Annotated in this window: 26 protein-coding genes; 4 read left to right on the top strand and 22 right to left on the bottom strand. The window is 33.6% G+C overall.

What is annotated here, in order from left to right:
• Positions 1 to 203 (top strand): hypothetical protein (locus MNY27_RS09675; protein ID WP_346392236.1); only part of this gene is annotated, 203 nt, incomplete at its 5' end.
• A 461-nt stretch (positions 204 to 664) separates the two neighbouring features.
• Here MNY27_RS09675 and MNY27_RS09670 read toward each other — a convergent pair.
• The 13 genes from MNY27_RS09670 to MNY27_RS09610 are packed head-to-tail and all read right to left on the bottom strand — an operon-like array spanning position 665 to position 13,839.
• Positions 665 to 1,399, bottom strand: coding sequence for a GGDEF domain-containing protein (locus tag MNY27_RS09670; RefSeq protein ID WP_346392235.1), 735 nt, complete (start codon positions 1,397 to 1,399; stop codon positions 665 to 667).
• Positions 1,399 to 3,177, bottom strand: a complete 1,779-nt coding sequence (locus tag MNY27_RS09665; protein ID WP_346392234.1) for a response regulator — start codon at positions 3,175 to 3,177, stop codon at positions 1,399 to 1,401. The genes MNY27_RS09670 and MNY27_RS09665 overlap by 1 nt, the downstream gene beginning before the upstream one ends.
• Before the next feature lie 9 nt (positions 3,178 to 3,186).
• Positions 3,187 to 4,245, bottom strand: a complete 1,059-nt coding sequence (locus MNY27_RS09660; RefSeq protein WP_346392233.1) for a hypothetical protein — start codon at positions 4,243 to 4,245, stop codon at positions 3,187 to 3,189.
• A 1-nt stretch (position 4,246) separates the two neighbouring features.
• The gene (gene cheB, locus MNY27_RS09655; protein ID WP_346392232.1) at positions 4,247 to 5,311 is read right to left on the bottom strand and encodes a chemotaxis-specific protein-glutamate methyltransferase CheB; all 1,065 of its coding nucleotides are present in this window, start codon (positions 5,309 to 5,311) and stop codon (positions 4,247 to 4,249) included.
• Entirely contained in the window at positions 5,312 to 6,217 is a 906-nt protein-coding gene (locus MNY27_RS09650) for a hypothetical protein (protein ID WP_346392231.1), read from the bottom strand.
• Positions 6,210 to 7,040 carry a ParA family protein gene (locus MNY27_RS09645; protein ID WP_346392230.1) on the bottom strand — a complete coding sequence of 277 codons (831 nt, stop codon included), beginning with the start codon at positions 7,038 to 7,040 and terminating at the stop codon, positions 6,210 to 6,212. Before MNY27_RS09645 ends, MNY27_RS09650 begins: the two co-directional genes overlap by 8 nt.
• Entirely contained in the window at positions 7,037 to 7,840 is an 804-nt protein-coding gene (locus tag MNY27_RS09640; protein ID WP_346392229.1) for a protein-glutamate O-methyltransferase CheR, read from the bottom strand. The genes MNY27_RS09645 and MNY27_RS09640 overlap by 4 nt, the downstream gene beginning before the upstream one ends.
• Before the next feature lie 2 nt (positions 7,841 to 7,842).
• Complete coding sequence (locus MNY27_RS09635) at positions 7,843 to 8,787, bottom strand: chemotaxis protein CheW (protein WP_346392228.1); 945 nt, start codon at positions 8,785 to 8,787, stop codon at positions 7,843 to 7,845.
• 10 nt (positions 8,788 to 8,797) lie between these two features.
• Positions 8,798 to 9,295, bottom strand: coding sequence for a chemotaxis protein CheW (locus tag MNY27_RS09630; RefSeq protein ID WP_346392227.1), 498 nt, complete (start codon positions 9,293 to 9,295; stop codon positions 8,798 to 8,800).
• Between the two features lie 9 nt (positions 9,296 to 9,304).
• Entirely contained in the window at positions 9,305 to 11,047 is a 1,743-nt protein-coding gene (locus MNY27_RS09625) for a methyl-accepting chemotaxis protein (RefSeq protein WP_346392226.1), read from the bottom strand.
• A gap of 16 nt (positions 11,048 to 11,063) precedes the next feature.
• Positions 11,064 to 13,202 (bottom strand): chemotaxis protein CheA, encoded by a 2,139-nt coding sequence (locus tag MNY27_RS09620; protein WP_346392225.1) that lies wholly within the window; start codon positions 13,200 to 13,202, stop codon positions 11,064 to 11,066.
• Entirely contained in the window at positions 13,195 to 13,467 is a 273-nt protein-coding gene (locus tag MNY27_RS09615) for an STAS domain-containing protein (RefSeq protein WP_346392224.1), read from the bottom strand. The genes MNY27_RS09620 and MNY27_RS09615 overlap by 8 nt, the downstream gene beginning before the upstream one ends.
• 9 nt (positions 13,468 to 13,476) lie before the next feature.
• Positions 13,477 to 13,839, bottom strand: a complete 363-nt coding sequence (locus MNY27_RS09610; protein WP_346392223.1) for a response regulator — start codon at positions 13,837 to 13,839, stop codon at positions 13,477 to 13,479.
• 201 nt (positions 13,840 to 14,040) lie between these two features.
• Here MNY27_RS09610 and MNY27_RS09605 point away from each other — a divergent pair, with 201 nt between their 5' ends.
• A complete protein-coding gene (locus tag MNY27_RS09605; protein ID WP_346392222.1) occupies positions 14,041 to 14,748 on the top strand; it encodes a YkgJ family cysteine cluster protein in 708 nt (235 codons plus the stop codon).
• Here the strand turns inward: MNY27_RS09605 and MNY27_RS09600 are convergent.
• From MNY27_RS09600 to MNY27_RS09565, 8 genes are all read right to left on the bottom strand, one after another.
• A complete protein-coding gene (locus MNY27_RS09600; RefSeq protein ID WP_346392221.1) occupies positions 14,740 to 16,464 on the bottom strand; it encodes an EAL domain-containing protein in 1,725 nt (574 codons plus the stop codon). The genes MNY27_RS09605 and MNY27_RS09600 overlap by 9 nt on opposite strands.
• A complete protein-coding gene (locus MNY27_RS09595; RefSeq protein ID WP_346392220.1) occupies positions 16,465 to 17,628 on the bottom strand; it encodes a HAMP domain-containing sensor histidine kinase in 1,164 nt (387 codons plus the stop codon).
• Positions 17,628 to 18,599 (bottom strand): ATP-binding protein, encoded by a 972-nt coding sequence (locus MNY27_RS09590; protein WP_346392219.1) that lies wholly within the window; start codon positions 18,597 to 18,599, stop codon positions 17,628 to 17,630. The genes MNY27_RS09595 and MNY27_RS09590 overlap by 1 nt, the downstream gene beginning before the upstream one ends.
• Positions 18,600 to 18,606: 7 nt before the next feature.
• On the bottom strand, positions 18,607 to 19,032 hold the full coding sequence (locus MNY27_RS09585) for an STAS domain-containing protein (RefSeq protein WP_346392218.1): 426 nt from the start codon (positions 19,030 to 19,032) through the stop codon (positions 18,607 to 18,609).
• The gene (locus tag MNY27_RS09580; protein ID WP_346392217.1) at positions 19,025 to 20,722 is read right to left on the bottom strand and encodes an EAL domain-containing protein; all 1,698 of its coding nucleotides are present in this window, start codon (positions 20,720 to 20,722) and stop codon (positions 19,025 to 19,027) included. The genes MNY27_RS09585 and MNY27_RS09580 overlap by 8 nt, the downstream gene beginning before the upstream one ends.
• Positions 20,723 to 20,725: 3 nt before the next feature.
• On the bottom strand, positions 20,726 to 22,021 hold the full coding sequence (locus MNY27_RS09575; RefSeq protein ID WP_346392216.1) for a methyl-accepting chemotaxis protein: 1,296 nt from the start codon (positions 22,019 to 22,021) through the stop codon (positions 20,726 to 20,728).
• Positions 21,990 to 22,475, bottom strand: coding sequence for a PAS domain-containing protein (locus tag MNY27_RS09570; RefSeq protein WP_346392215.1), 486 nt, complete (start codon positions 22,473 to 22,475; stop codon positions 21,990 to 21,992). Before MNY27_RS09570 ends, MNY27_RS09575 begins: the two co-directional genes overlap by 32 nt.
• Before the next feature lie 67 nt (positions 22,476 to 22,542).
• Positions 22,543 to 23,253 (bottom strand): response regulator transcription factor, encoded by a 711-nt coding sequence (locus MNY27_RS09565; protein ID WP_346392214.1) that lies wholly within the window; start codon positions 23,251 to 23,253, stop codon positions 22,543 to 22,545.
• A gap of 117 nt (positions 23,254 to 23,370) precedes the next feature.
• Here MNY27_RS09565 and MNY27_RS09560 point away from each other — a divergent pair, with 117 nt between their 5' ends.
• Positions 23,371 to 24,147 (top strand): J domain-containing protein, encoded by a 777-nt coding sequence (locus MNY27_RS09560; protein WP_346392213.1) that lies wholly within the window; start codon positions 23,371 to 23,373, stop codon positions 24,145 to 24,147.
• 296 nt (positions 24,148 to 24,443) lie between these two features.
• Positions 24,444 to 24,677, top strand: coding sequence for a hypothetical protein (locus MNY27_RS09555; protein ID WP_346392212.1), 234 nt, complete (start codon positions 24,444 to 24,446; stop codon positions 24,675 to 24,677).
• A gap of 108 nt (positions 24,678 to 24,785) precedes the next feature.
• Here MNY27_RS09555 and MNY27_RS09550 read toward each other — a convergent pair whose 3' ends face one another.
• Positions 24,786 to 25,838: an IS256 family transposase gene (locus MNY27_RS09550; RefSeq protein ID WP_346392237.1), complete on the bottom strand. Its 1,053-nt coding sequence runs from the start codon at positions 25,836 to 25,838 to the stop codon at positions 24,786 to 24,788.
• Positions 25,839 to 25,924 lie beyond the last annotated feature (86 nt).

Raw genomic sequence — 25,924 nt, 5'->3', positions numbered from 1 at the left:
CAAACCCAAATGACAATATAGGTGCAAGATACTCTATAGTGGCTATTTTAGAAGGCTTTGACTCTCAAGAGGAGTATGAAGAGCAGTTTGAGAGTAAAAATGGGATGGGACTTGAGTATGAAGCTCTTGAAAAATGGTTCTACGAGTCTGCTCAAAAGCATTTAGATGTTATTGGGTGGTGGTTTGAACTCGAGGGTAAGTAAAAAAGTAAAGCTATGTTACCTAAAAAACAAAATTTATCTCGGCTAAATATTTTTTACAAAAAATCATATAAAAATATAAAAAATAAATTTTACTCTAAAGCACTATGTTATAAAGCAGTTTTTACTGAGAGAAAATTTTATAACATAAACTTCAAAGGTGCTATTCTCTCTAATTGTAATTTTAAAAAAGCGACATTTACAAATGTAGAATTTCTTGGAACTAATCGAAACCGTTCAAAAATCTGTGTCAATCGGGTAAAACAACAAATACGAGGACACAGAAATGAATATAGAAATAGATGTAGAGTAATTTGCTCGTGATATTAAAGTAGGTAAAAGTATTAGTGGTAAAGATGAAGCATTAGGTTCTCTCATAAAACAACCTTACAGAAGTTGCACTTGCAGCTGAAATAGATTCTCACCTTTAAATATAGTTATCATTTACTATTATCCTTCATCTTCTAAAAAAATGAAACTTCATCATTTTTATAAACAACAACTCTATTTCTTCCGTCTCTTTTTGCTTGGTAAAGTGCATCATCCGTCATAGTATAAAACCCTTGCTCATCAACAGATTCTTGTGAAAAATCAACTGTTAGTAAGCCGATTGAAACAGTTATCTTGTTAGAAATTTTTGAATTGCTATGTTCAATATTAAGATCTTCAATATTTTTACGAATTTTTTCTGCAATCAATAGTGAATCAGAAACATTACATCCACTAAAAAGTACACCGAATTCTTCACCACCAAGCCGAAATGCATAGTCTCCAGGTCTTCTGATTGACTCAAGTATAGTATTTGAAATTTTTATTAAAACTTCATCGCCCATGCAATGTCCATAAGAATCATTGTACTGCTTAAAATAATCAATATCTAACATCAAAAACGACAAAGAGGATTGATCTCTTTGCGCTCGTTTAATCTCTCTTTCTATCACTTCATTAAAAAATCTTCTATTATAAAGCTTTGTCAAACCATCTGTTACAGCTAATGTCTCAAGCTCCTTTTTCATCGTAATGTCACACTGTACTACAACTTCTGCTATCTCTTTGGCATCCTTATCAAGAAGTGGCATTATAGTGGACTTCACCCATATTATTTTTCCCGAATTATCTACCCGTTTAATCTCTTTATTGAGATCTCTTTCTTGCGGCATGTCATTAATTATTTGTGCATATTCAACATAAGCATTCATTATATTATATCCTTATACATATCTCGTATCTGTACAAAAGCATCAAAATTATCTAAAAATAGATTTGCAAGGTGTGGATCAAAATGTGTACCAGCATTGTCTATAAAATATTTTTTTACATCTTCTAGATCCCATGCTTTTTTATAGACTCTCTCGCTTGAGAGAGCATCAAAAACATCGGCAATAGCAACTATCCTTCCATATATATGAATATCTTCACCTTTTAAACCTTGCGGATATCCACTTCCATCCCATTTTTCATGATGCATATATGCTACAATGGAAGCAGCTTGGAGTATTGGTCGTTTAGAATCCTTAAAAAGACAATATCCTACTTCAGAGTGTGTTTTCATAATCTCCCACTCATCACTGTTCAATTTTGATGGCTTTTTAAGTATATCATCTGAAATTGCCACTTTACCTATATCATGCATAGGAGAGGCATAGTAGAGTATATAAGCTTCATCTTCACTAAGTCCAGCTAAAATGGCTAATTTTTTACAACATTCAGCCACTCTTTTGATATGATTGCCTGTCTCTTGAGAACGGCTCTCTGCAATCTCACCCATCTTATAAATCATCTCTTTTTGCGTATCTTCTATCTCATAATGAAACTGCATAATTTTTGTAATATCAGAACTCATCCATAGATATTCAATAATTTTACGATTGGTATCATAGATAGGCATCACTGTCGTTTCTGTATAGAACAATTCTCCTTGTCTATTTTTTCGTGTAATTTTCCCAACCCAAACTTTTCCACTTTCTACCGTTGTTATAATCTGATTATATTGTCCTTGAAATAAAGCTATATCATTAGAAAGAGCCAAGTGTGTTTGTCCTAAAATTTCATCTTCCTTAAAACCGGAAATTTCACAAAATTTCTCATTAATACCAGTAATACGGTGCTTAGTATCAGTATGCGACAAAATATTGCTTTTATTGATAGCATCTTGATACTCTTTAGCAAGAAAACTTGTTTCATGCAATTCGTGTTCAACATTGTCTTTAGCGTGTTTTAATGCTAAATCTTTTTTGTTTAAAAGCACTGCCATATCTACTTTAAGTACAAACTCTTCAATATTAAAGGGTTTGCGTATAAAATCAAAAGAACCTATTTTTAAGCACTCTCGAACCATCTCTTGATTTGAACTTCCTGAAAGTATAATAACAGGAATATGTTCATATTCAGGGCGAGCTTTTAACTCTCTTAAGACTTCAATTCCATGTCTATCTGGCAGTTCCATATCTAAAACTATGACATTTATACTGTTTTTTGCTAAAAATTTAAAGGTCTCTTTTGCATCTTTTGCAGTGATTACATTGTAATTTCTTGTATGAAGTATTTTACTAATTTGATCCCGCATGAAGCGCGAATCATCAACCGAGAGTATAGTTATATCATGGTTATCATCGATGCTTTGCATGGTTTTATGCATACTTACCACTGCTGTATCAAAATATTTATCCTTAATCAAATAATCAAGAATCCCATTTTTATAAAGTGCCTCTCGTAGTTCTAAATCTTTTTCAACAGTAAGAACAAAAATTTTTGCATCAGAGAGCTTCATTGTAAGCTGTACAAGCTCTTCACCATACATATCTGGCAAATTCAGATCAAGGATGATAAAGTCGAATACTTCACTGTGAAGTATCTTTTCAGCCTCTTGAAAACTTTTACTAATGTGACATTTATACCCATAGTGAGTAAATTTTTTTTCTAATATTCTACTTACTAATTTTGAATCTTCAACTATTAATATTTTATATGCTGTCATATCATATCCTTAAAAGAACTCCAAATCATCCTCATCATCATATTCTTCATTTTGCTCAGCAAAAACTTGTTCGATTTCAAGTATATTAGATGAAAAAGAGGCATCAAGGTAGTGTATATCTTCTGTTGCATGATCTATAAATATCACCTGTAGCCATTTTTCCAAGTCGCTGATAACAGAAAGGAACATTGTAATAAAAAGTTTTTTAGCAGGTTCATTTTCAAATGCATTTTCACTCAATGACAATAAAAATTTATTCAACTCGCCAAAAGCTCGTGCCGCTACAGCAAAGTATCCTATAGATTCTACTAGACGGCACACTTCTTCAATAATAGGGACTATACTTTCTCTTACTATTGAAAGGCTCATTGAAGAGTTGGCCTCTTCAAGTCTATATACAATCCCAATAAGAGCATCGAGTTCTACTTCCATATTTTCAACTTTATCTATAATGTTATCATCAAGAAAACTCATGAAATCAGCTGCAGAAATTTTATCTGTTTGTGAAAAACGAATATCTGCTTCTCGTGTTTTATCTCTTTTTTTACTCTGTAATGATTGTGTAACCTCTTTTTTTTCTACTGTATTGACAGGTATAGAAAAAACTTGCATTTCTAAATCTTCTACATAGGCATTTATCTCTTTTGCAATAATTAATCTCTTTAAAATTCTATATAAAAATCTATAGACTTTGTTTCTATCAAATGGGATTGGCAATAAGCCGTCTAAACAATAACATTCATCAATTATTTCAAGTATTTTCAAGTCAGTTATATTATCTTTAATGAGGTATACCGGAAGCAGTTCATTCTCTTTCCTTAGAGATTGAATAAAAGTTCGAAGATCTTCAAGGTCTTCAAATTTTGGATGATTGTTCATTTTTATAAAAACGATATCTATAATTTTAGAATATTCATATTTTGCAATCTCTTTATCATTTGACAACAAACAATCTCTAAAAATAAAATCAAACATGTCATAATAAGATGCCAATTCACTATCAAAATTAAAAAACAAAGCATTAAGATTGGAAGCATACTCATTAGTTAGTTTGATTATTGTTTTCATATTACCTCACTGTATTTATTATATTTGCCATCTCAGCAAGTGAGAGTGATGCTTTTGCCGCGCCAATTTCTAAAGCCTTTTTAGGCATCCCATATACGATGCAGCTTTTTTCTTCTTGGACATAGGTTGCAGCACCTGCATTTTTCATCTCTAAAAGTCCTGTAGCACCATCATCCCCCATTCCTGTAAGTAAAAAACCTACACCGAAAATACCTGCCTCCTTTGCCATCGAACGGAAGAGAACATTTACACTTGGTTTATGTGAATTTACTTTAGGGTAGTTTTTAAGCACAACTTTGTATTGAAAGCCTTTCTTTTGAACTTCCATATGCAGATCTCCTGGAGCTATCAATATACGTCCATGCATAAGTACATCATCCTCAGTAGCCTCTTTTACATGAGATACAGGTAAAATCTGATTGAGCCTATCAGCAAAGGAAGCAGTAAAACCCGCAGGCATATGTTGTGTTATAACTATTGGAGGATGATTTGGCTCAAGTTGCATCAATAGCTGTTCAAGTATTTGGACACCACCTGTTGAAGCACCAATTGCTATGATTTTTTTAGAAGGTGGTAGAGAGCTTGCAGCTTTTACACTACTTGATACCTGTTTTTCACTAAGTATTTTACTCTCACTTGTTCTTCTGATATTTTGAATGTAAGTAGCATGCGATTTAGCGGCAATTCTCACCTTTGAGACAAATTCTTCTCTTTTATTCCCGAAAAACTCATTTATATTTGAAGTAGGCTTGAGAACAATATCTACTGCACCCATACGCATAGCATCTATGGCAGAAGAGCTTCCTCTTGTTACAAGAGTCGAGCATATGATAGTAGGAATTGGCTTTTGCTTTCCTATCATCTCTAAAAATGTCAATCCATCCATCTTAGGCATCTCAATGTCTAGTATAAAAACATCGGGTAATCCCGTGCGTCTAAAGACTTCAAAAGCATCCACAGGATTTGGAGCACTTCCTATAATTTCTATATCATTAATAGGTGAAAAAATCTTTTTAAACTCATTTCGCACAAGTGCAGAGTCATCTATTACAAAAACTTTTATCATTTAAAAAAACTCCAATTCACTCTCATCTTCATCTTCACTTTTTCCCTTTAAAACATTCTGCATAAAATCTATATTGTTTTTCAAAGAGTGTTCAAATACATACACATCTTTAAATATTCTATCGACAAACATATCCATCAAATAGATACTTACATCACTGAGTATCTCTGAAAGGTAAGTAAATCCAGAGAGGTTTTGTGGCGATATAGCTTCAAGATCCAAATTTCTTAAATAAGCTGCCAAATCCTCATAAATAGGGCTTACAGACTCTGTATCCTTTGCTTTGGAGAAAATATCTGCCACTTCATCAACTCTTCGTGCAATATTAATGAAAAATTGATGGGAAAGGTTCCCGTCATTAAGATCTTTAACAATTTCCATCAGATCATCTGCTAAAAAGAGCGCACTTCCCTCATAGGTATCAAAAAACTTATCTATAGCATCTTCTCTCACCCCCTCTTGCTTGAGAATAATTTCTCTTCTTCCTATGGAATTAAGCGCATAAGAACGACTTAGAAGTGTAAAAAGTTTTTTCTCAAATATACTTTTTTCAACTGGATAAGTAATGCTCATGTCAACAAATCCCATCATCTCGAACAATTTAGCATACTCTTTTGGTTCAAACATGAGCAGCGTCATGATTTCATCATCAAATTTTTTAACAGCCTGAAAAAAATTAACTATCAAAGGATTATTATCTTTAACATCAAAAATAACAACATTAATATGTCTCTTGGTTAAAATTGTATTTATCTTCTGGAGTATCTCTTCGTTTACATCCACTTTTGATGCCGATGCAAAGTATGTAGATATCTCATCGTATATCTCTTGCGAATCTCTACCAACATATAAAATATTATGTTCCAATGCTAAAAACTGTAAATAGTTACTATAATCTCTACTCATTATTCTCCCCTTCTAAAATCTCATCCATCTTTCTAAATGCAGCGCTAAGTACATCCTTGTAATAACTTTGGGTACTTTTCGATATATAATTTTTAAAACTCAAAAGCTTTATCTCTTCCTCTTTTGATGCTTGAGAAAGAGAATTTTTCAAAGCACCTATAAAATCCCGATCTTGTTGTGACATCTCATAGATCGTTAAACCAAATCTTCGGCTGTATTTTATAATCTCATCATCCAACATAAGAAGATAATTGTCTTTATCTTCCTCAAAAAGATTATCAACAACCGCATTTATATTCTTAAATATACCCCGAACATCACCAAAGTAATTTTCAAACTGATGTTTTACATACTCAACACTTTTTACCCTGTTTAAAGCAAATACAAATTTTAAATCTGGATTGTTTCCTTTTAAAACACTATATATAAAACTTGCATTCACAGCATCTTGTTCACCATCAAGCATAGGAATAACAACCAAATCCAAGAAGTGTATCATTCCACTTTCACTTAGTGCTTCAATGAGTGTCATTGTTGTTTTATTTGCACCAATATCTAAGCAAAGAGATTCATCTTTCGCAAAAATCTCAGCTAACTCTTCTCGAAGTAAAGGGGAAGCAACACTGACCTGTTTTCTTTTACTTAAACTGCTCGCACCATAGCTTGAACTATCATTGTTTTCGTCATCAAACTCATAATGACTCACAATTTGATTGCCATTTTTCTCAAATATATAAGGCAAAATAAGTTGCATAGAGATAGTGCTCTTTCCAACACCACCTTTGCTGGATATCACAGCAATTTTTAGTTTCTCTGCTATCATTTTATCTTCCTATATACAGAAGTAGCAACACTCTCTAAATTTGCAGTATTGAGCATATTTAGATTTTCCGTTAAAGAGATAAAAAAATAGCCACCGACCTTAAGATTCCGTAACACATTGTCCACGACCATCTGTTTTGTATCATCATCAAAGTAAATAAGCACATTTCTTAGCCATATCACATCAAACCTACCTACTTCTCCATTGTACTTCATTAGATTGCCTACTCTAAAGTCCATATTTTCAACTAAAGCTCTATCCATAAGAAACTGTCCCTCATGACGACCCCGTCCCCTTAAACAATACTCTTTTTTAAGTTCTATGGGGATTTTATCTGCCCACTTTTCAGGATAGAGTCCAATACGGGCTTTTTTAATAACATCTGTGTTGATGTCAGTCCCAACTATCTCCCAATCACTTCTAGCCATTGTCTTGTCTAACAGCATCGCTACAGAATAAGCTTCTGCACCAACAGATGCAGCAGCACTCCAAAATCGGAACTTTGTTTTAAAGGGATGTTTTGGAATAATCTCCTTTTGCAGATACTCAAAATGATCTATCTCTCGAAAAAAATAGGTCTCATTCGTGGTTATAAGATTTATCATCTCTATGCGTTCTGTCACATTAATCTGTACAAGACGGATATAATCAAGATAATTATCAAAACCATAATGCAAAAGTCGCTTTAAAAGTCTACTTTGCACCAAAAGTTTTTTAGAAGATTGCAAATCTATTCCAACTTCTCTAAAGATCAATTTTTGTACAGTAATAAACTCATTATCACTTAAAAGTATTGCCATATCTACACCATCAATTTTTGCATAGCTTCGCTAAGTGCCAACATATTGACTTTACCAATAATATCTTGTGCACCAGCTTCAAGTAGTGAATCTGCCATATTGTCGTTAGACATATTCGTATGCACTATAATATTGATACCATCATATTTTTTCTCTCTGCGAATCGTATCTATCACATCTCTTCCACCAAGTACCGGCATCTCCAAATCTGTTATAAAAAGAGAAATCTCTTCAGGTGCAATGTATTGCAGATCTTCAAGTAAAAGCTGCCCATTTTCATACATTCTATATTTCAATCCCATTTTAGTAAAAAGAGACTCTGCCATTTTTCGTATAAAACGGCTGTCATCAGCAAAAAGTACAAGTTTGTCATTTTGTACCTTATCAATTTTTTGTGTATCTTCCATCGCTTGGGTATCTATTGTTTTAAAAACATCCAGTAGCATCTTGTCACTGTCAAATATCATACACATTTGAGACTTTTGTCCTATATTTACCCGCGTAATAAAAGAAGTTTTTTCATCATTTTCAGAATTATCTGTCATGGTTTCTGGTGGAATATTGACAATATATTCTACTCTTTTTACAACAATCCCGAGCCTGTGTCCTCCATAGTGAGCCAATATGATAAGTTCATATTCGCTATCATCTAACACCTCATTACCAAACCACTGATCGAAGTTTATAATGGTTGTCATATTCCCACGAATATCTGCAGTACCAATGATAAGCCCCTCTGCATTAGTGCGAGCAATATCAATATCTTTATAAACTAATAGCTCCTCAATCTTAGAGACATTTTTTGCATAAAATTGCCTGTCACTTCCTTCAAAGACAAGATATTGACTTGTATCATTTGCATTTGCACTTACTAATGCTATAAGGTCTAACTCATCATCTTCATCCATTATATTGTCTATCTCTATCTCTTCATCATACTCTTGCATATCTTCTCTTTTAGTGTGCTAGTTGTGAAAGTTCATTGACATTTAAAATAGCATTTGTATTTAAAATGGCGATGTACTCATTTTCATATTTTCCCATATGAAGAATATATTTGGGATCTATCTTTGAACCGAACTCTGGGGCTTTTTTAAGATTATTGGCATCAATGCTATCAACTTCATACACCTCATCGATGATAATTCCAAGAGGCATAACTGCTTCATCTTTAGCATAGTTAATAACAACTATGGAAGTTTTATCTGCTATACTTGTCTGACCAAGTCCAAATCTATCAAGCAAATCGATAACAGGAACAATATTCCCCCGTATATTTGTCACACCTTTTACAAAACTCTGCATCATAGGAACTTTTGTCAGTGAATTATACTCCACTATCTCCTGGGCTTTAAGTGCCTCTATGCCATAAAGCACTCCACCTACCAAAAAAAGTAGATACTGATTCTCAGCACTTGAGTTCTCTATTTCTAACTCTTGCGTTTTTGCATTCATCTTAAGCTCTTAATATCTATCAAAATCACGAAGGTCTAAACCACCATCCTGCGAGCTTTGTGGTACTTGTGCTACGGCTCTATTTTGTGGCTGTGGTGCTGCCAAAGGAGCAGGAGAGCCAAACATATCACTCTGTGCTACTTTAAAGAAGCTCATCAATTGCGCAAGATTGTTTGCTTGGCCGTTGAGCTCTTCACTGGCACTTGCCACCTCTTGAGAAGATGCCGCATTTGTCTGTGTTACCTGATCTAGCTGAGTCATAGCGGTATTGATCTGTCCTAGTCCGATATCTTGCTCTTTTGCTGCATTTGCTATATCTTTGATAAGCTCTGCTGTCTCTTGGATTTTTGGAACAACACTGCTGATAAGCTCACCTGCTTTTTCAGATATTTTTACACTATCTGTTGTGATGGTGCTTATCTCTTGTGCTGCTACTTGGCTTCTTTTTGCAAGTTTTCTCACCTCTGCGGCAACAACGGCAAACCCTTTTCCATGCTCACCCGCACGAGCAGCTTCTATGGCAGCATTGAGTGCTAAAAGATTTGTTTGGTACACAATATCTTCAATAATAGAGATCTTTTCACTAATAGTCTGCATCGCTTCGACTGTTTTTGTTACTGCCTCACCACCATCTATAGCCATAGAAGAAGCCTCTTCTGCCAAGTCATTTGTTTTTTGGGCATTTTTTGCACTCTCAGCAACACTGCCACTCATCTCTTCAAGTGCCGCACTTGTCTCCTCAAGAGAGCTTGCCTGCTCGGTTGCACCTTGTGAGAGAGATTGTGATGTAGAGCTAAGCTGTGTTGATGCTGAAGCTATCTCTGTTACCCCACCGTTGATATTACCCACAATATTCTGCAGTTTATCTGCTACAGAGTTTGTCGCTGTTTTTATCATTGTAAAATCACCTACAAAATCTTTCTCGATTCTTGATGTCATATCTCCATTGCTCATCTTCTCAAGTACATCTCCAGCCTCTTTAAAAAGTTCCTGCAGTGTTTGAGCTATCCCATTAGCAGCATTTTTAGCTACATCAAATGCACCTTGGTAATCATTGGTAATTCTAGCACTTAAATCACCGCTACTTAATCTATCTAGCATGCTATTTGTATCTAAAAATGCATCTCTTACAACGGTTGCAAAGCCATTGATACCATTTGTAATCTCATTAAAGTCTCCACGATATTTATTGACATCTATCTGCGCATCAAGATTTCCTTTCTCTCCCTCTTCATTCATCATATTGGAATCTATGATGAGATTGTTAAGCAGGTCTGCTAATTGGTTGACTGCCTCTTTACTTACATTAAACGCACCGTTATAATCTTTATCTATTTTTGCTTTAAAGTCTCCACCACTGAGTCTATCTAGCTTGTCATTGATATCTAAGAATGTATCTCTTACAACTGTTGCAAATCCGTTAATACCTGATGTAATCTCATTAAAATCACCTCTGTATTTATTGACATCTATCTGAGCATCAAGGTTCCCTTTCTCTCCCTCTTCATTCATCATATTGGAATCTATAATGAGATTTTTCAGATTTTGCTGTAAAAGCTGTGTCGATTTTGCGACATCTTCTAACTCACCACTTGTTTGTGGTATTTCTACTTGAAAATTACCATCACTGAGCTCTACTATACTCTCTCTGAGTGCAGCTATCTCATCTACAAGTTGCTGATAATCCGCCTTTAACTGCTTGTTCTCTTTTTTTAGTTTTTTACACTCTTTTTCTAAGTTTTTTTCTGCCATTTGTTATCCTTTTGTTTTATTTTATCTCTTTTATTTTATGTTCCATAAGTTTTGGAATATCGAAGATAAGCGCTATCTCACCACTACCGAGTATGGTCCCGCCACTAATGCCGGGAACATTACTAAAGACTTCACCAAGAGGCTTGATAACTGTTTGGAACTCTCCAAAAAGCTCGTCAACCATCATCCCTATCTTATACTCGCCATAACGAACAACTACTATATTTTCTCTTTGACTTTGGGACTTCTCTTCATGAAAATAGGTTCGCACATCCAAAAGTGGTAACATAGAGTCACGAAGATTTATAAACTCATTTTCTCCCATCTCTTTTTTATAATGATTATCCAGTTCTATACATTCTTGAATCATCTCAAGTGGAATAATGTACTTCGTATTGCCCGATTGAATTAAAAAGCCATCAATAATGGCAAGTGTAAGTGGTAGTCGTATAGTAAAAAGACTCCCCTCACCCGGTTTTGAATCTATCTCAACCGTTCCTCGCAGTGCCTCTATGTTACTCTTTACAACATCCATTCCGACACCACGACCTGAGATATCTGAAACCTCTTCAGCTGTTGAAAGTCCGGCTTCAAAAATAAGATTGTAAATCTCTTTATCACTTAGATTACTATTTTCACTCACTAAACCATTTGCAATTGCTTTTGCCAAAATCTTCTCTTTTGGCAAACCTCGTCCATCATCACTAATCTCTATAACAATAGTCCCTGCATCAGGATAAGTTTTTAACGTCACTTGTCCTTTAGGACTTTTGCCAAGTGCCTTTCTCTCCTGCGGCTTCTCTACTCCATGGTCTATGGAATTTCTCAACATATGCATAAGCGGGTCTGAAATCTTCTCAACCACCATCTTGTCAAGTTCTGTCTCACCACCAATAATCTCAAAATCTATCTCTTTGTCAACTTTTTTGGCTACATCGTTAACAATTCGTTTAAATTTGTTAAAACTATCGCCAACTTGAACCATACGAATGTTCATCACACCTGTTCGTATCTCTTCAAGCATATCACTTAAAATCGTTGCTGATTCACTTAACTCTGTATCATCAAGCATATCAGCTCTTTGAGAGACCTTTGCGTTGGCTATGACCATCTCTGATATTTGGTTTATAAGTTGGTCTATTTTACTCGAATCAACACGTAGAGAAAAGCTTTTGCTCTGGGGTTTTTTGAGTGTTTTTTTCTCTTCTTGCGTGCTTGTTTGTTCTTTTGGAGTTTCATCTTTTTTTATTGCATTTGCAGATTCTTTTAAACTATCCTCCTGAGGCATTTCAGGGGCTACTTGTGTCGTTGTTTTTTTAGAAGCCACCGTGCCTACTCTTGTAGCCATATCAAAACCGGCAAATACCAACTCCTCTCGCAGTCCCTCCTCTTTTGCGCACAAAGCTTCTATTCTGCTAACGTCATCTGCCAAAAATATCTCTAACTCCACATCATCAAGAACAAACTCAAAAATCTCCTCTATCTCCTCATAAGGAGCATCTGTTAAAAACAACACTTCATAGCCTACATATGCCTCTGTAGGATTTAATTCTTTGATATGTGGTATTTTTGTATCAATAAGCAGAAGTTTTTTGATCTCTCCGAGCATCTCAAAAAAACTAAGAATATTGATGATGTCCATTCCACTGGAGAAAAAGTGAGGCTTGAGCCGTATGGAGATGTGCCAAAGTCTCTGACTTGAGTCATTTATATCCTCTGTCTCATCTTGTTTAATTTGCTCTGCTTGTAATGAGGGTTTTGCTTTTTTGGCTCCTGGCAACATGGATTTAAGTATTTCCAAAAGTTCATTGTTTTTTGCCCGTGTATCCTCATCTAGCGGTTCATTGTTTACAGCTAGATCTACAAGTGTTTGGGTGTGATCTTTCGCCTGTAAAAAGATGTCTATCATCTCTTCACTTAGCTTAACTTTTCCATCTCTTACATCACTAAGCAGATTTTCTGCAATATGTGCAAAACCAACAACATCATCAAAGCCAAACATACCAGCTGTTCCTTTGATGGTATGCATAGCACGAAAGAGTGCTCCTATACTCTCTTCATCTGCTCCATTTTCCTGCATATGAATGAGTGCATTTTCCATAAAAGTGAGTTGTTCGTCAACATCTTCGACAAATAATTCCAACTCCTCATTCATCACTTTCTCCTATTAAAAGTAAAGGAGCGCACCCTGCATTTTGAATAATTTCTTTCACTTCTTGGGAAAGATTGATAAGTTCAAAAGATTTAGATTCTTCAAGAGTGCTTTTCTGTGCTGATAAAAAGAGCTGAATTACACTCATATCTACTTTATTTACATTTGTCATATCGACAATGATATTCTCCTGCTCAAACTCTGCCAAGATTGCTTTATGAAGATTCTCCACCTCATAAATACTCAGTTCATCTTGTTCTATTTTCATTTTAACCAACTATGCCAAAAGCTTTTTAACAGCCATAAAAAATTTCTTTTTGTTAAAAGGCTTGAGCATCCATGCTTTGACACCAAGTGCCTGTCCTTTTGCTTTAAGTTCAGGATTTGACTCAGTTGTAAGCATTATGATAGGTATATATTTGTACGCTTCATTCTCTTTAATCTTTGCAACCATTTCAAGGCCACCCATAACCGGCATATTAACATCAGAAAATATCAGATCTATCTTCTGCTGCGATAATACATCCAACCCCTCCTCTCCATTTTCAGCAACAACCGGTTCGTGCCCAGCCTCTACAGTTGCATCTGACGCCACAGATCGAATAAGACTTGAATCATCCACTATAAGAATCTTTCCCATTATAACTCCACAATTAATAATATTCCTAAATAATACCCCCCCCTGTTTTAATTTAATCTTAAATTCATCTAAATAATTTTTATTATGATGAAATATTTGTTATTTGTGATAAAAGTCCACTATTTATGTTATAGTTTCTAACAAATTTAATATATTGGTTTATTTTTTTGGACTAATAATTATCATTTTTTAAGGTAAGAGATGTCTAGAAAAATCATCAAACAAAACTCTCCACTCTCTTTTATGGACTGCAGTAGTTGCGGGGCAAGGTGTTGTCAGAGTAATCTTATTTATGCTTCACTCTATGATATAGAAAAAGTTACCGAACTTTTTTCTCTGTTTTTTATGATTCAAAATCACAAAATTTCTTTGGTTTACTTCTTTTACTATGGAGAGAAAGAGGGTGAACACTGCCCATACCTTCAAAATGATCTCTGCAGTGTTTATGAAAAACGTCCTTATGCCTGTAGAAGTTACCCCTTTAGCCATCAAAGCAGTAGTATCTACTACTCTACTACATGCCCGCATATTGTAGAATCCCAAGAGAGTGGTATGAAGTTTATAGAAGATAAAAAAATAAATCCAGCAATCTTCAATGATTTTGTTACAGAAGATTTTTTACAGAAACAAGATGATGTTATGAAAAAAAGTGAAGAGTTTGTAAGGTTTTGTAACCAAAACGACCTTCTTATCCCTTATGAAAAATTTTATGCAGGAAAAGAGCTCTACATGAATTTCAAACCTTCTATGCAGAAGCAACTCTACTGTATCCATCCCTTTAAGGTTGCAGCGCTACGACTAAGTGGAAAAAAACTTTTCGAAGGAAAAGGGTATTTTTTAAGTATCATTCAAAAAATTATAGCAGCACAGAGAAATATTGAGAAATTATATCTAAAGTCATCATTGTAATTTCAACATTATCTCTTCAGATGGCTCCCCAAAATAATACCCCTGAAATTCATCTATACCGAGTTCTTTTACTGTTTCATAGATCTCTCTACTGGACACATGTTCTGCTATTGTTTTTATACCCAGCTCTTGAGTAAATTTCACAATTGCTTTCACTAATGAATAAGCATGTTTGTCACTGTCTATATTTTTAATCAGGCTTGAATCTAATTTCACATAATGTGGAGCCAAAGAAACAATTTTAGACATATCCGAAAATCCTAAACCAAAATTATCAATAGTGATAAGTACTCCTAAACGTTTATACTCATTAATAAAATCAACAAAAAGATCATAATCACGCTTCGGATGTTCCAATAATTCAAAAATAACCTGTGAACTGATATCAAAGTTTGTTTTTGTTGCCAAATGGTGTCTATGGATATTTTCGCGCAATAATCTATTTATTTCACGATTTTCAATATCATGAAATGTCAAGTTAATTGAGATATGTAAATTTTTTTCAATCATTGTATGAAATGCTTCTTGAATCATAACAGTCGTTAGTCCAATATACTGCCTTGAGATTTTTGAAAAATCTAAAAACATATGAGGAGCTATTAATTTAATAGAACCATCTACATCATACTGTTTTAATCTGATAAGTGCTTCATATTTTATAATCTCTTGATTTTTATTCACGATTGGCTGATAAAAAGCATGAACTCTTTTCTCTTCAAGTGCTTTATTTATCTCCTCTCGCCAATATAGATTTTTTTGTAACGCCTCTCTTCTATCTGCCTCGCTGTTATAACCCAAATATTGTCGGCCCTGTTTTCTGGCCTCTTGAACTGCCATATCTGCTTTACCATAACTATTTTCCTTATCAAATGATATCCCTACAGTTATTGAAAGCAAAATTGCCTCTTTAATAACAGGAATAACAATAGGATTTATTTCTATATAATGAATAAGAGCCTCAATCTTTTGAACATACTCATCAGGGTCAATCATTGTAGAAACTTCAAACAGAATAAATTCATCCCCACCCATACGATAGATTTCAAAATTTGTTTCTTTTATAAAATTTTGAAGCAACACTACAAATTTCTTCAAAATTTCATCACCAATAGTTAAACCATAAATTTCATTATAAATGTGAAATTCATCAATATTGATTAAAATAATTACCGGTATTTCAAAATTTTTCAAATTCTCAATCTTCTCAAGTAGTGCAATATGACTTCTAAGTCCTGTTAATTTATCATATTCATATTTTTTTCTGAGTTCCTGTTTATGTAAATCAATCATGGAATAATCGTTGGCGTGCGGTTTGATGCTCTGAATTTTAAAAACAATTTTTTGAACTGCTTCAACAAAATTCTTGGAGTGCAAAGGTTTTATCAAATATGCATCAATATTTAATGATATACATGCAGTCATCAAAGAGGGGTCGTTCCATGCACTATAAGCGATAATAGGAATGAGTGGATCATCAAGTCGAATATTTTTAATAAGCTCAATACCATCCATTTTTGGCATCGCTATATCGGTAATAATAAGATCATACTTGTTGGCTCTGTACATATTCAAACCCTCAAGTCCATCATTAGCTATCTCAATAGATCCAAAAAAATTTTTAAATAGCTCACTTGAAGTTTTTTGCATAGCAACATCATCTTCTACATACAACAACTTTAAATCTTTTGTGTATTCTTTTAGCTCTTTATAGGTCATTTAAGCCCCCCCCCGCAAATCTATCATGAAACAGACACCATCATCTGTATTTTTGGCGATGAATTTTCCATTATGATGCTCTTCAACAATTATTTTTGACATATAAAGTCCGAGACCTGTTCCATTTTTTTCACTTTTTGTGGAGAAATAAGGATCAAAAATCTTTTTCATGATATTTTGAGGGATCCCTCCCCCATTATCACAGATAGAAAGTGTTTTATTTTTCGTTGATATCGTAATACGAGGATTCTCAATACTATGTTCTCGAAAATTATCTTGTGCGTTTTTTAATATATTTAAAATCACCTGCATAATTTCACTGTCATACATTTGTATTTTTTCTAAACTTCTATAGTCATAATCTATTTGAATATTATCATTTCTAAGCGAAGCTAAAATAATATTTAACGACTTTTCAACAACTGTTTCATAGGTACAGAAGATAGATTTTTTATTTGGTTTATAAAAATTTCTAAAATCATCGATTGTATTTGTTAAATTTTGAACAAGATCTTCAATAATTCTAAACTGTTCCAAAAAATAATTCTGACACTCCTCTTGAGAACTTTTTTGGTCTAAATCATAATATTCTAATTCTACCTTCATAGATAAATTTGCTGCTGTGCTAGCAATAGCACCCAAGGGTTGTCTCCATTGGTGTGCAATCATAGATATCATCTCTCCCATTTGTGCTAAGCGTGATTGTTGTTGCATCTGCTGATCTTGATACCTATTTTTCTCAACCTCTTTTTGAATCCTATTTTCCAGTGTTTTATTTAACTCTTCGAGTCTGTTTTGCTGATTAATCCTCTGCGTAATATCTTCAATTATCACGAGAGTGCCTTCCACCATAGCTCTTATCTTTATATCAAGCATTTTATTTTTATATGGAAACTTTTCAATATCTAATTCCAACTGATTTTCCAAAATAAATTTCTTCTGATATATATCAATAATTTCAGGAAGAGCAACAAAAAGTTTTTCATAATTATTGTCCAAATACTCATTGAGATCTTTCTTTTTTACCTCTAAAATATCCAACATATTACTATTAATCATACTTATTTCAAGATTTTTGGATATTGTAAGTACTCCATAGGGAATATTCGTAATAATTCCACTCAAATACTGGTGCAGCGCAAGGGACTGGTTAGATTGTTGCATTACTCTTCTCCTTTTTTAATAACTATAAGCGTTGAGTCATCATCAACATTGTAACTGTTAAAAATATCTGTAGCAATTTCAAGGGTTGAGAAATTTTTAAAACTTTTCTCTACTGCAATATTTTTATCTATTCCGTCACTTGCCATAATAATGCAAAACCCATTCTCTAATAAATGGCTATGTACCTGAATTTTTTTTGGCAATTGCAAACAAGAAGCTCTATGATAGGCATGAAATTTCACACGAGGAGAAGATAATATAAAACCATCTCCTAAAATAAGATATTCAATACCAGCAGGATAAAAACGCAAGAGTACAATCGTCGCATCTTCAATAGTCTCATCATTGAGAAACATAAGTTTTAGCTTTGCTACTATCTCATCTAGAGGCAATCTGTAATATTCTAAAAGAAATCCTTTAACACTCTGTGCAGACTTGTATGCCCGAAGTTCTTTGCCCTTACCTTCAATTATTGCAAAGAGACTTTTATCTCCGTCATAATGTTTTATAAAGTATGCATCACCGTTAAACTCTTTGTGTTCTTTTTTTACCGAAATCGGTGTATATTCGTATAAAATAGAGTCAATATATTTTCTAAGGATAATAGAAGTTCCGCTGGCATCACTTTTTTGAATTAAAAACTCATCTGCAGATCTTTTTGCCGCACCTAACCCTATCCCCAAGCTATCTTTGAGTGAAGATATACCATCTTCTAAAGAGTGTGCTAAATCTTTTATGCCCTCTCCCTTGTCTTCGATCTTAACTTCGAGTCCCTTCTTGTTCTGAGTGTATTGACAAATTACCTTTACGTCCTTTGCGTAGCGAATACTGTTTATAAGAATCTCCGTCACAGCAAGAGAAAACATTCCTGCATCAAATTTTGAAAAACCAAAATCTTCAGCTATCTCTTTTATATACCGTGCACATCTATATGCTTCTGTATCATCTATTATATAAAATTCAAGAGGCATTATAAAACTAGTTTTCTAATTTTTTGAGTTCATATCCTGTAATCTTGAAATTAAAAAGCAGTGCCTCTTGTAAATTTTTAATAATCTCCATTCCGGAAAATTGTATATCAGTTTTCACCATAGTCTCTGCAAGTTCCGGTTTGATTCCACATAAAATAGGTTTGATTCCCATGAGTTTCAGAATACTCCCAAGCCTACTTATATAACCGGCAACTGCTGTATCTATGGCATCTACATTAATCATATCTAGTATCACACATACAATTTTCTCAGATTCGCTGATTTTTGTTATTTTTTTTGAGATATCTTCTATACGCGCTGAATCCAACAAGCCAAACAGACTCACATAAACACATTGATCCGTTAGTTTATTTGCAACCATCGAAGTTTCAAGTCCAATTTGCTTTTTACTTATAGCCATTTTTTTATCCATTACTTTTTTCCTTAATTAATTTTTCATTTGGTTCACAAAAGTAAAATCCCTGATATTCATCAATATCAAAAGATTTTAAAATTTCAAAAACTTTTTGAGAATGCACAAACTCCGCAATGACTTTTATGTTAAGCTTATGTGAAAAACTCACTATAGCTTCTACCAATATGCGAGATTTCATATCTTTATCAACATTTTTCACAAGAGAACCGTCAAGTTTTATATAATCAGGTGCAATCTCCAAAATATTTTCAAAGTTTGAAAAACCACTGCCAAAATCATCTATGGCGAATTTTACACCATATTTCCTAAAACGTTGAATAAAGAGCCTAATTTCATCAAAATTTTCCATACTTTGGCTCTCTGTAATCTCCATAACGATCAATGATCCAATATCTGAACTTTGTTTTATATAATTTTCAATCTCCTCTATAAAAAGTGTATTTTTAATATCATTATATGTAAAATTAAGACTGATTGTTTCTCTTGATTTCTCTATTTTTCTCAAGCTCTCAAATATTACATAAGATGAGAGCTGATGATAAAGTCCTGTTTTTATGGAAATGTCTAAAAAATGGTAAGGAGTAACAAGACCTCCGTCTTCATCACGAAGTCGCATTAATGCCTCATGTTTTACAACCTTCTGATTTTGATTTACAATACATTGATAAACTGTGACTACATCATTATTGTAAATAGCTTGTTTGATTTTATTTTTCCATACTATAGCATCTTGTTTCAAAGAACGACTGTCAATTGCATTTGAGTACATGGTGTATGGTTTTTTATGTTTTTTTGCATATTCTAATGCTATTGTTGCACACTCATAAGGATTGTATTGTGAGGTTGAAATCCCTATGGTTACTTCAAAAGAAATAGTATCATTGTCAGTAACAACCCTAAAATCTTCAAACTCTTTAAAAAATTTTTTTAGAAGTAATTCATACTTTTCAAAATCAATATGACTGCAATCATCTAAAACCACAAACTCATCAGCTGATACTCTGTAGATCTTATAATTCTCTTCAGCAGCAAATTTTTTTAAAAAGTTTGCAAACTCTTTGAGTACAAAAGAACCTGTCTCTGTTCCATAAATTTCATTAATGGTCTTGAATCCATTGATATCTATCATAAAAATAATAGGAACTGCTATCTCTTTTAAATCTTCAAAAAAAGAGTAACGATTTAACAAGCCTGTTAAGTCATCAAAGTAGAGTTTGTGTTTTATCTCCTTTGTCTGTTTTTCTATCTCTTTTTCAAGATCTTTACGATAATTCTGTGCAATCATCTCTAAATGAATTTTCTCAAGTGCTTTTTTTAAAGCATCAAGAAATTGTTTATACTTTAAAGGTTTGAGTATAAACCCATCAACACCCAATTCAATAGCATCTAAAATATAAGATGTATCGTTATGTGCCGATAAGATAAAAATAGGTATCTTCGAATCTTTCTGACGAATTTTTCCTATCATTTCGATTCCATTCATCTCTGGCATATTAATATCTGTTATAACAATATGGAATTTTTCTTTTTGGAATTTTTCAAGCCCCTCTTCCCCATTTGTTGCCACAGTAATATGTCCAAAAAGATTTTTAAGCATCTCTAAGGTAGTTGTACGAGCCTTCACATCATCTTCAACATATAACAGATGCAGTCCCTTGGCATACTCTTTTATTTTCTGCAATGTCACGCTTTACTCCTGTATCATAGAACCTAAAAGATCAAAAAGCTCTTTACTCGCATTTTCCATGATAGTAAAGTTTTTAATAATCTCTTCTGTATTTTCTGGTGCCAATGCTGTTTTGTCAGCAACAAAACGCATGTTGCCTATTGCAGCATCATGTACCGTTTTATGAGCAGTATCAATCCTTTGATATACTTTTGTTTTTCCAAACTGCTCTCTACCCTCATTCAAATACCATTTTCCAAATCGACAAGTTAAATGATCTGATAAAGTTTTGAAACTGTTTTGACTCAAAAGAGTTGAATACGCATTTGACTTAAAAACTATATGATCTATTTTAGCCACTGAAATCAGAAAAATATTATTGATATAATGAGCATCATTGGCTGTTTCCTGCGCAGTAGTATTAAAATCTTGCAGTGTTGCATAGAGGCTTTTTAAATGTTTTTGGGACTCTTTTGCCAGACTATACATAGTTTCAGACTCTTCGGCTATCTCAACTGTCTCTTGTTTTAACGTAGAAATCGTCATAGATATCTCTGTAGTAGCTTTTTGTGTCCGTTCAGCTAATTTTCGTACTTCATCGGCAACTACCGCAAAACCTCGTCCGTGTTCTCCTGCGCGAGCGGCTTCTATGGCGGCATTTAATGCAAGAAGATTTGTCTGTTCTGCAATATCTTGAATCAACTCTACGACTGTAGTAATTTCTAATGATTGCTGATTTAAAGCGTCTATCCCTTTGACAGTATCTGTAATACTTTCATCAAGCTTTTCGAAATTATTCTGCACAGCTTCTATAGAGTGGATACTCTCTTTGGATGCCTCGCTAGTTTCTTGAGAAGTTTTTAAAATTCTTTTTGATATGTCATTACCAAACTCGATATCTTCCTTAATCTGCAATACACCACCAACACTACCTCCTCCAATTTCATTAAATTTTCTTGAAAGATTTCCCTGAGTTTGCATACGAATACCTGCTTTTATACCTTCAAGTGATCTATTAATAGGTTCAACAGAACGAGCAAAAATCCCCTTATAACCATCTTCAAAAATAACAATACTGCTGTCCCCTTCATTGGCAAGTTCGATAGCAGTTTCACTGTCACGCATAAATGCTTCAACTTGGTCTAGCAGATTATTGTAATTCCAAGCCATATCAAAGTATTGTGAATCTTCAGGAATATTGACGACTCTCTTTTCCAAATTTCCATTAGCTGCATCAGCCATCACACCGTTGATTTGATCAAGGAGTGCTTCGTCGGTTTTTTTCTTTTTATTTTTGAAGATTGATAAGAAATTCATCATAGTTCACTCCCTCTTGTTGTAGTTTTTTTTCTAAAAGTTTTAATGATGCATCCATTCCTCCGCTCATCTCAGCCTGAAGCATCTCTCTGTAGAGTCTTTGTATTATCTCTATACCCTTGTGCGATGGAGCTCGTCTCACAGAATAATAACCCGTAATATTTCCATGATTATCCAACGAAGCTGTTACATTGGCAAAGACCCAGTAATAATCCCCATTTTTTGTCTTATTTTTCACATAAGCATTGATATGTTTTTTTGCTTGAATACGATCCCATAAAAGCTTGAAAATTGCACGGGGCATATCAGGATGGCGTAATATATTGTGTGGAGCATTAAGCAGCTCTTTTTCCGAATAACCAGATATTTTGATAAAGTAGGAGTTACCATAGGTAATTCTTCCTTTTGTATCTGTTTTTGAAACTATCAATGCATCATGTTTCATCTCTATTTCCATAAAATATCCTCAAAAAATTTTTACTGGAAAAATTATATCGTTTGGAGGTGTCACAAAAGTGTCAAAATTACTTTAGCGTAAATGAATAACCTATATCTTTATGAGTTTTAATTACATAGAGTGGCAGTTTTTTTCTTAATCGCTTAATAGAGCCTTTGATAGAATCAATAGAAAACTCTTTGGTATCTTCAAAAAGATGGGTATGCAAGTCAATAGCAGAAAAAATATTATCCGGATAATATAAAAAAAGTTCCAAAAGTTTTTTTTCATTAGTGCTTAAATGAACCTCTGCATTGTCTTTAAAAAGCGTTTTGGATTTATTATCCCATATCCATCCATCTTTAATCTGTAAGACATTTACAGAAGTATCCCCAAGATACAAACAGGCATTCATCAATACATCAAGTAATTCATTACGTTGCAATGGTTTTTTTAAAAAACCTATAACTCCACCCGTATTAATCAATTCAATGAAATAGTTGGGCTCATTATAAGCAGATACAATAATGATTTTTTGCTCTTTGTTACAGGACAAAATAGCTTTTGTTAATTCTATGCCATCCATATGAGGCATTAATATATCAGAAACAACAAGACCTATTTCTTCATAATGTTTTTGATAAAGTTCCAGAGCCTCTCTTCCATCACTTGCAACATAAACATATGAGAAAAAATTATCAAACAAGGCAGCAGTACTCTCCCTCATTGCAAGGTCATCTTCTGCATACAATATTGTCATTTTTTTTGTTTTTGACAACAACTCATCTATACTATACATCTTCAACTATATTATCCATTTCTATTTAGTAAGACTTATTTTATCATTTTTTTTAATGATATTCAATTTTTTGTATTTTATCTTATAGAGATGGAACATAATATGCTGTTTATTTTTATGCAGATACTATTTGGTGCTCACGAAACTGTCATTAAGATCAACTCAAAATCTATAAGTATAGATTATATTCAACACTACATAAGTACACATTTTTCTTCACGCAAAATAGATGACAATACCATCCATATACCAGCATCAACAACAGACCTCTATCATCGTACATTTTTACTAAAGTGGCTTTACTCTCTCTATACAAAAAAGAATAAGCCTCTACCAGAACTTAAAGAGTCTCTCTTAAAAAGATACTATAAAACGATAAAAATAGTTCTTCCAAAAAAAATTATACATACAATTAAATATAAAATTGTAGATAATGAAACTATTCACCTAAGTATCACACCGCAAAACAGTCAAATTGCCTTACAGGTTAAAACTTTTTTACAAACAGAAATGACAATACTCCCAACATACTTACAAATCACTTTTAATGATGTTGAGGAAAAAGAGAGGCTAAAACTCTTTTTAGCCTCCAGTGAGATAATAGATGTACCACATCAACATATATATGATAAGCAAAAAATGAATGAATTTTTTGACCAAACAAAGGAAAGACAAAAACAAGAAGAACTAATTTCCCCCCTAACAGATGCTTACATAACTTTGCAAATGACACCAACCGATGATATAGCAAGTATTAAAAAACAGTTTAAAAAATTAGCAAAGAGATGGCATCCAGACAAAATAGCAAATGATGATAAAAAGCTTATTCAACTTCATACAAAAAAATTTCAAGAACTTTTAGAGTCCTATGAAATTATTTTACACTCTTCTTAAGTTGTAATGCATACTTTATTAATTACATCATTAAAAAAATTAAAATTAATATCTAACTTCTAATTATATTGTCACCCATGAAAAACCAAAAGCACCCTGAATTTAGGGATAAAAGCACTTTGTAGATAAAATTTCGATCAATAAGGTTAAAAAATCCTAGTGACGAAGAGATAGTTATCCAGTGGAAACAAATCCCTTACTTCTAACACTTCTGTGGCTTTGGTGAGTTACAAACAACAGAGCCCTGCCATAGTACAGATTTGGTCTACTTTCGTAAACGAATAGCTATAGAGGAAATGAAACTTATTTTTTCTATGAACGTCAATCTGCACAGTGATGCCAAAGAGGAGAAAGCAGTCATAGTTGATACAACAATTCAAAAGAATAATATCACATATCCCACAGATGGCAAACTTGCCATGAAAATAATTAACCATTTATATAAAATAGCCAAAAAAGAAGAGATACAACTAGGAAGAACCTACATAAAAGAGATCAAAAACACTCCAAGAGCACTTATATCAGCATAATCAAATAGAGAGGCCAATAGTTCTTCTTTTGATTTTAAATCGTTCATTATAATTCATTAGTTTTGAGCCTGTAAAATAAACTGTGTAAATCACCTCCAGCCTATTTAACTATCTTGTATATTTTTCCATAATTTCGCTGAAAAATATACAAAGTTGGGGATAAATTTCACTCCAATTTCTAAGACCGTTACGATTCCATTTTTCCTGTACCTCCTGAGTAGATAAATAAAGCACCTTAAAAGCAGCATCAATCGTAGGAAAAGCTCCTTTTGATTTTGTGCGTCTTTTGATGCTGGAATTAAGCGATTCTATGGGGTTTGTTGTATAAATAAGCGTCTGTATCGGTTTTGGATATTTAAAAAAAGTAGCAAGCTCATTCCAGTTGTTTGTCCATGATTGGGTAATATGAGGATATTTTTTACCCCATATGTCATTAAATTCCATCAGTGCACTTTGGGCATCTTCTTCAGTAGGTGCCATATAAACTGTTTTTAGATCAGTTGCGACAGCTTTTCTGTCTTTCCAAGAGACATAGCGTAAGGGGCCTCTAATCTGGTGAACTATACAGCGTTGAATTTCTGCTTTTGGATAGACAGCCTCTATCGCCTGATTAAATCCATTGAGACCATCAATAGCAAAAATAAGAACATCATCAACCCCACGATTTTTAAGTTCATTGAGAAGTGTAAGCCAATATTTTGATGTTTCATTTTCTCCTATCCAAATACCAAGAATCTCTTTTTTACCATCAAGTGTGATGCCAAGCATAATATATGCAGCAATATTTTTTACAACTCTATCTACTCTGATTTTAAGTACAGTTGCATCCATAAAGATAATTGGATAGATTGGCTCAAGTGGACGATTTTGCCACTCTTTTACTTTTTCAATAATTGTACTTGTGATATTTGAGATTGTCTGCTCTGAAAGCTGATAGCCATACAGATCATCAAGGTGATGCTGTATATCTCTTACACTCATCCCTTTGGTATAAAGTCCTAAGTTCAAATCATAAATGCAATTTTCTTGAAGAAGCGATAAGAAGGGGTTAACTGAAAATAAGTTATCCTTTTTTCGCCAAAAAAGAGGAAAATTATTTATGAAAAAGTTCAAACAGTTAACCCTATGTAGGCACGCATCCCATTTGGCCACCCCGCGCATTTTGATTTGGCCAGCGCGCGCATGAATACTTGGCCACCTCACGCACTTGTTATTTGGCCACTTTTTCTTCTTGATGCGTATATAAG

Origin of the sequence: Sulfurimonas sp. NWX79 (assembly GCF_039667035.1) — a bacterium.
GTDB lineage: Bacteria > Campylobacterota > Campylobacteria > Campylobacterales > Sulfurimonadaceae > Sulfurimonas > Sulfurimonas indica.
The sequence above is the reverse complement of the archived record's forward strand: the minus strand, read 5'-3'. Positions and strand labels throughout refer to the sequence as shown.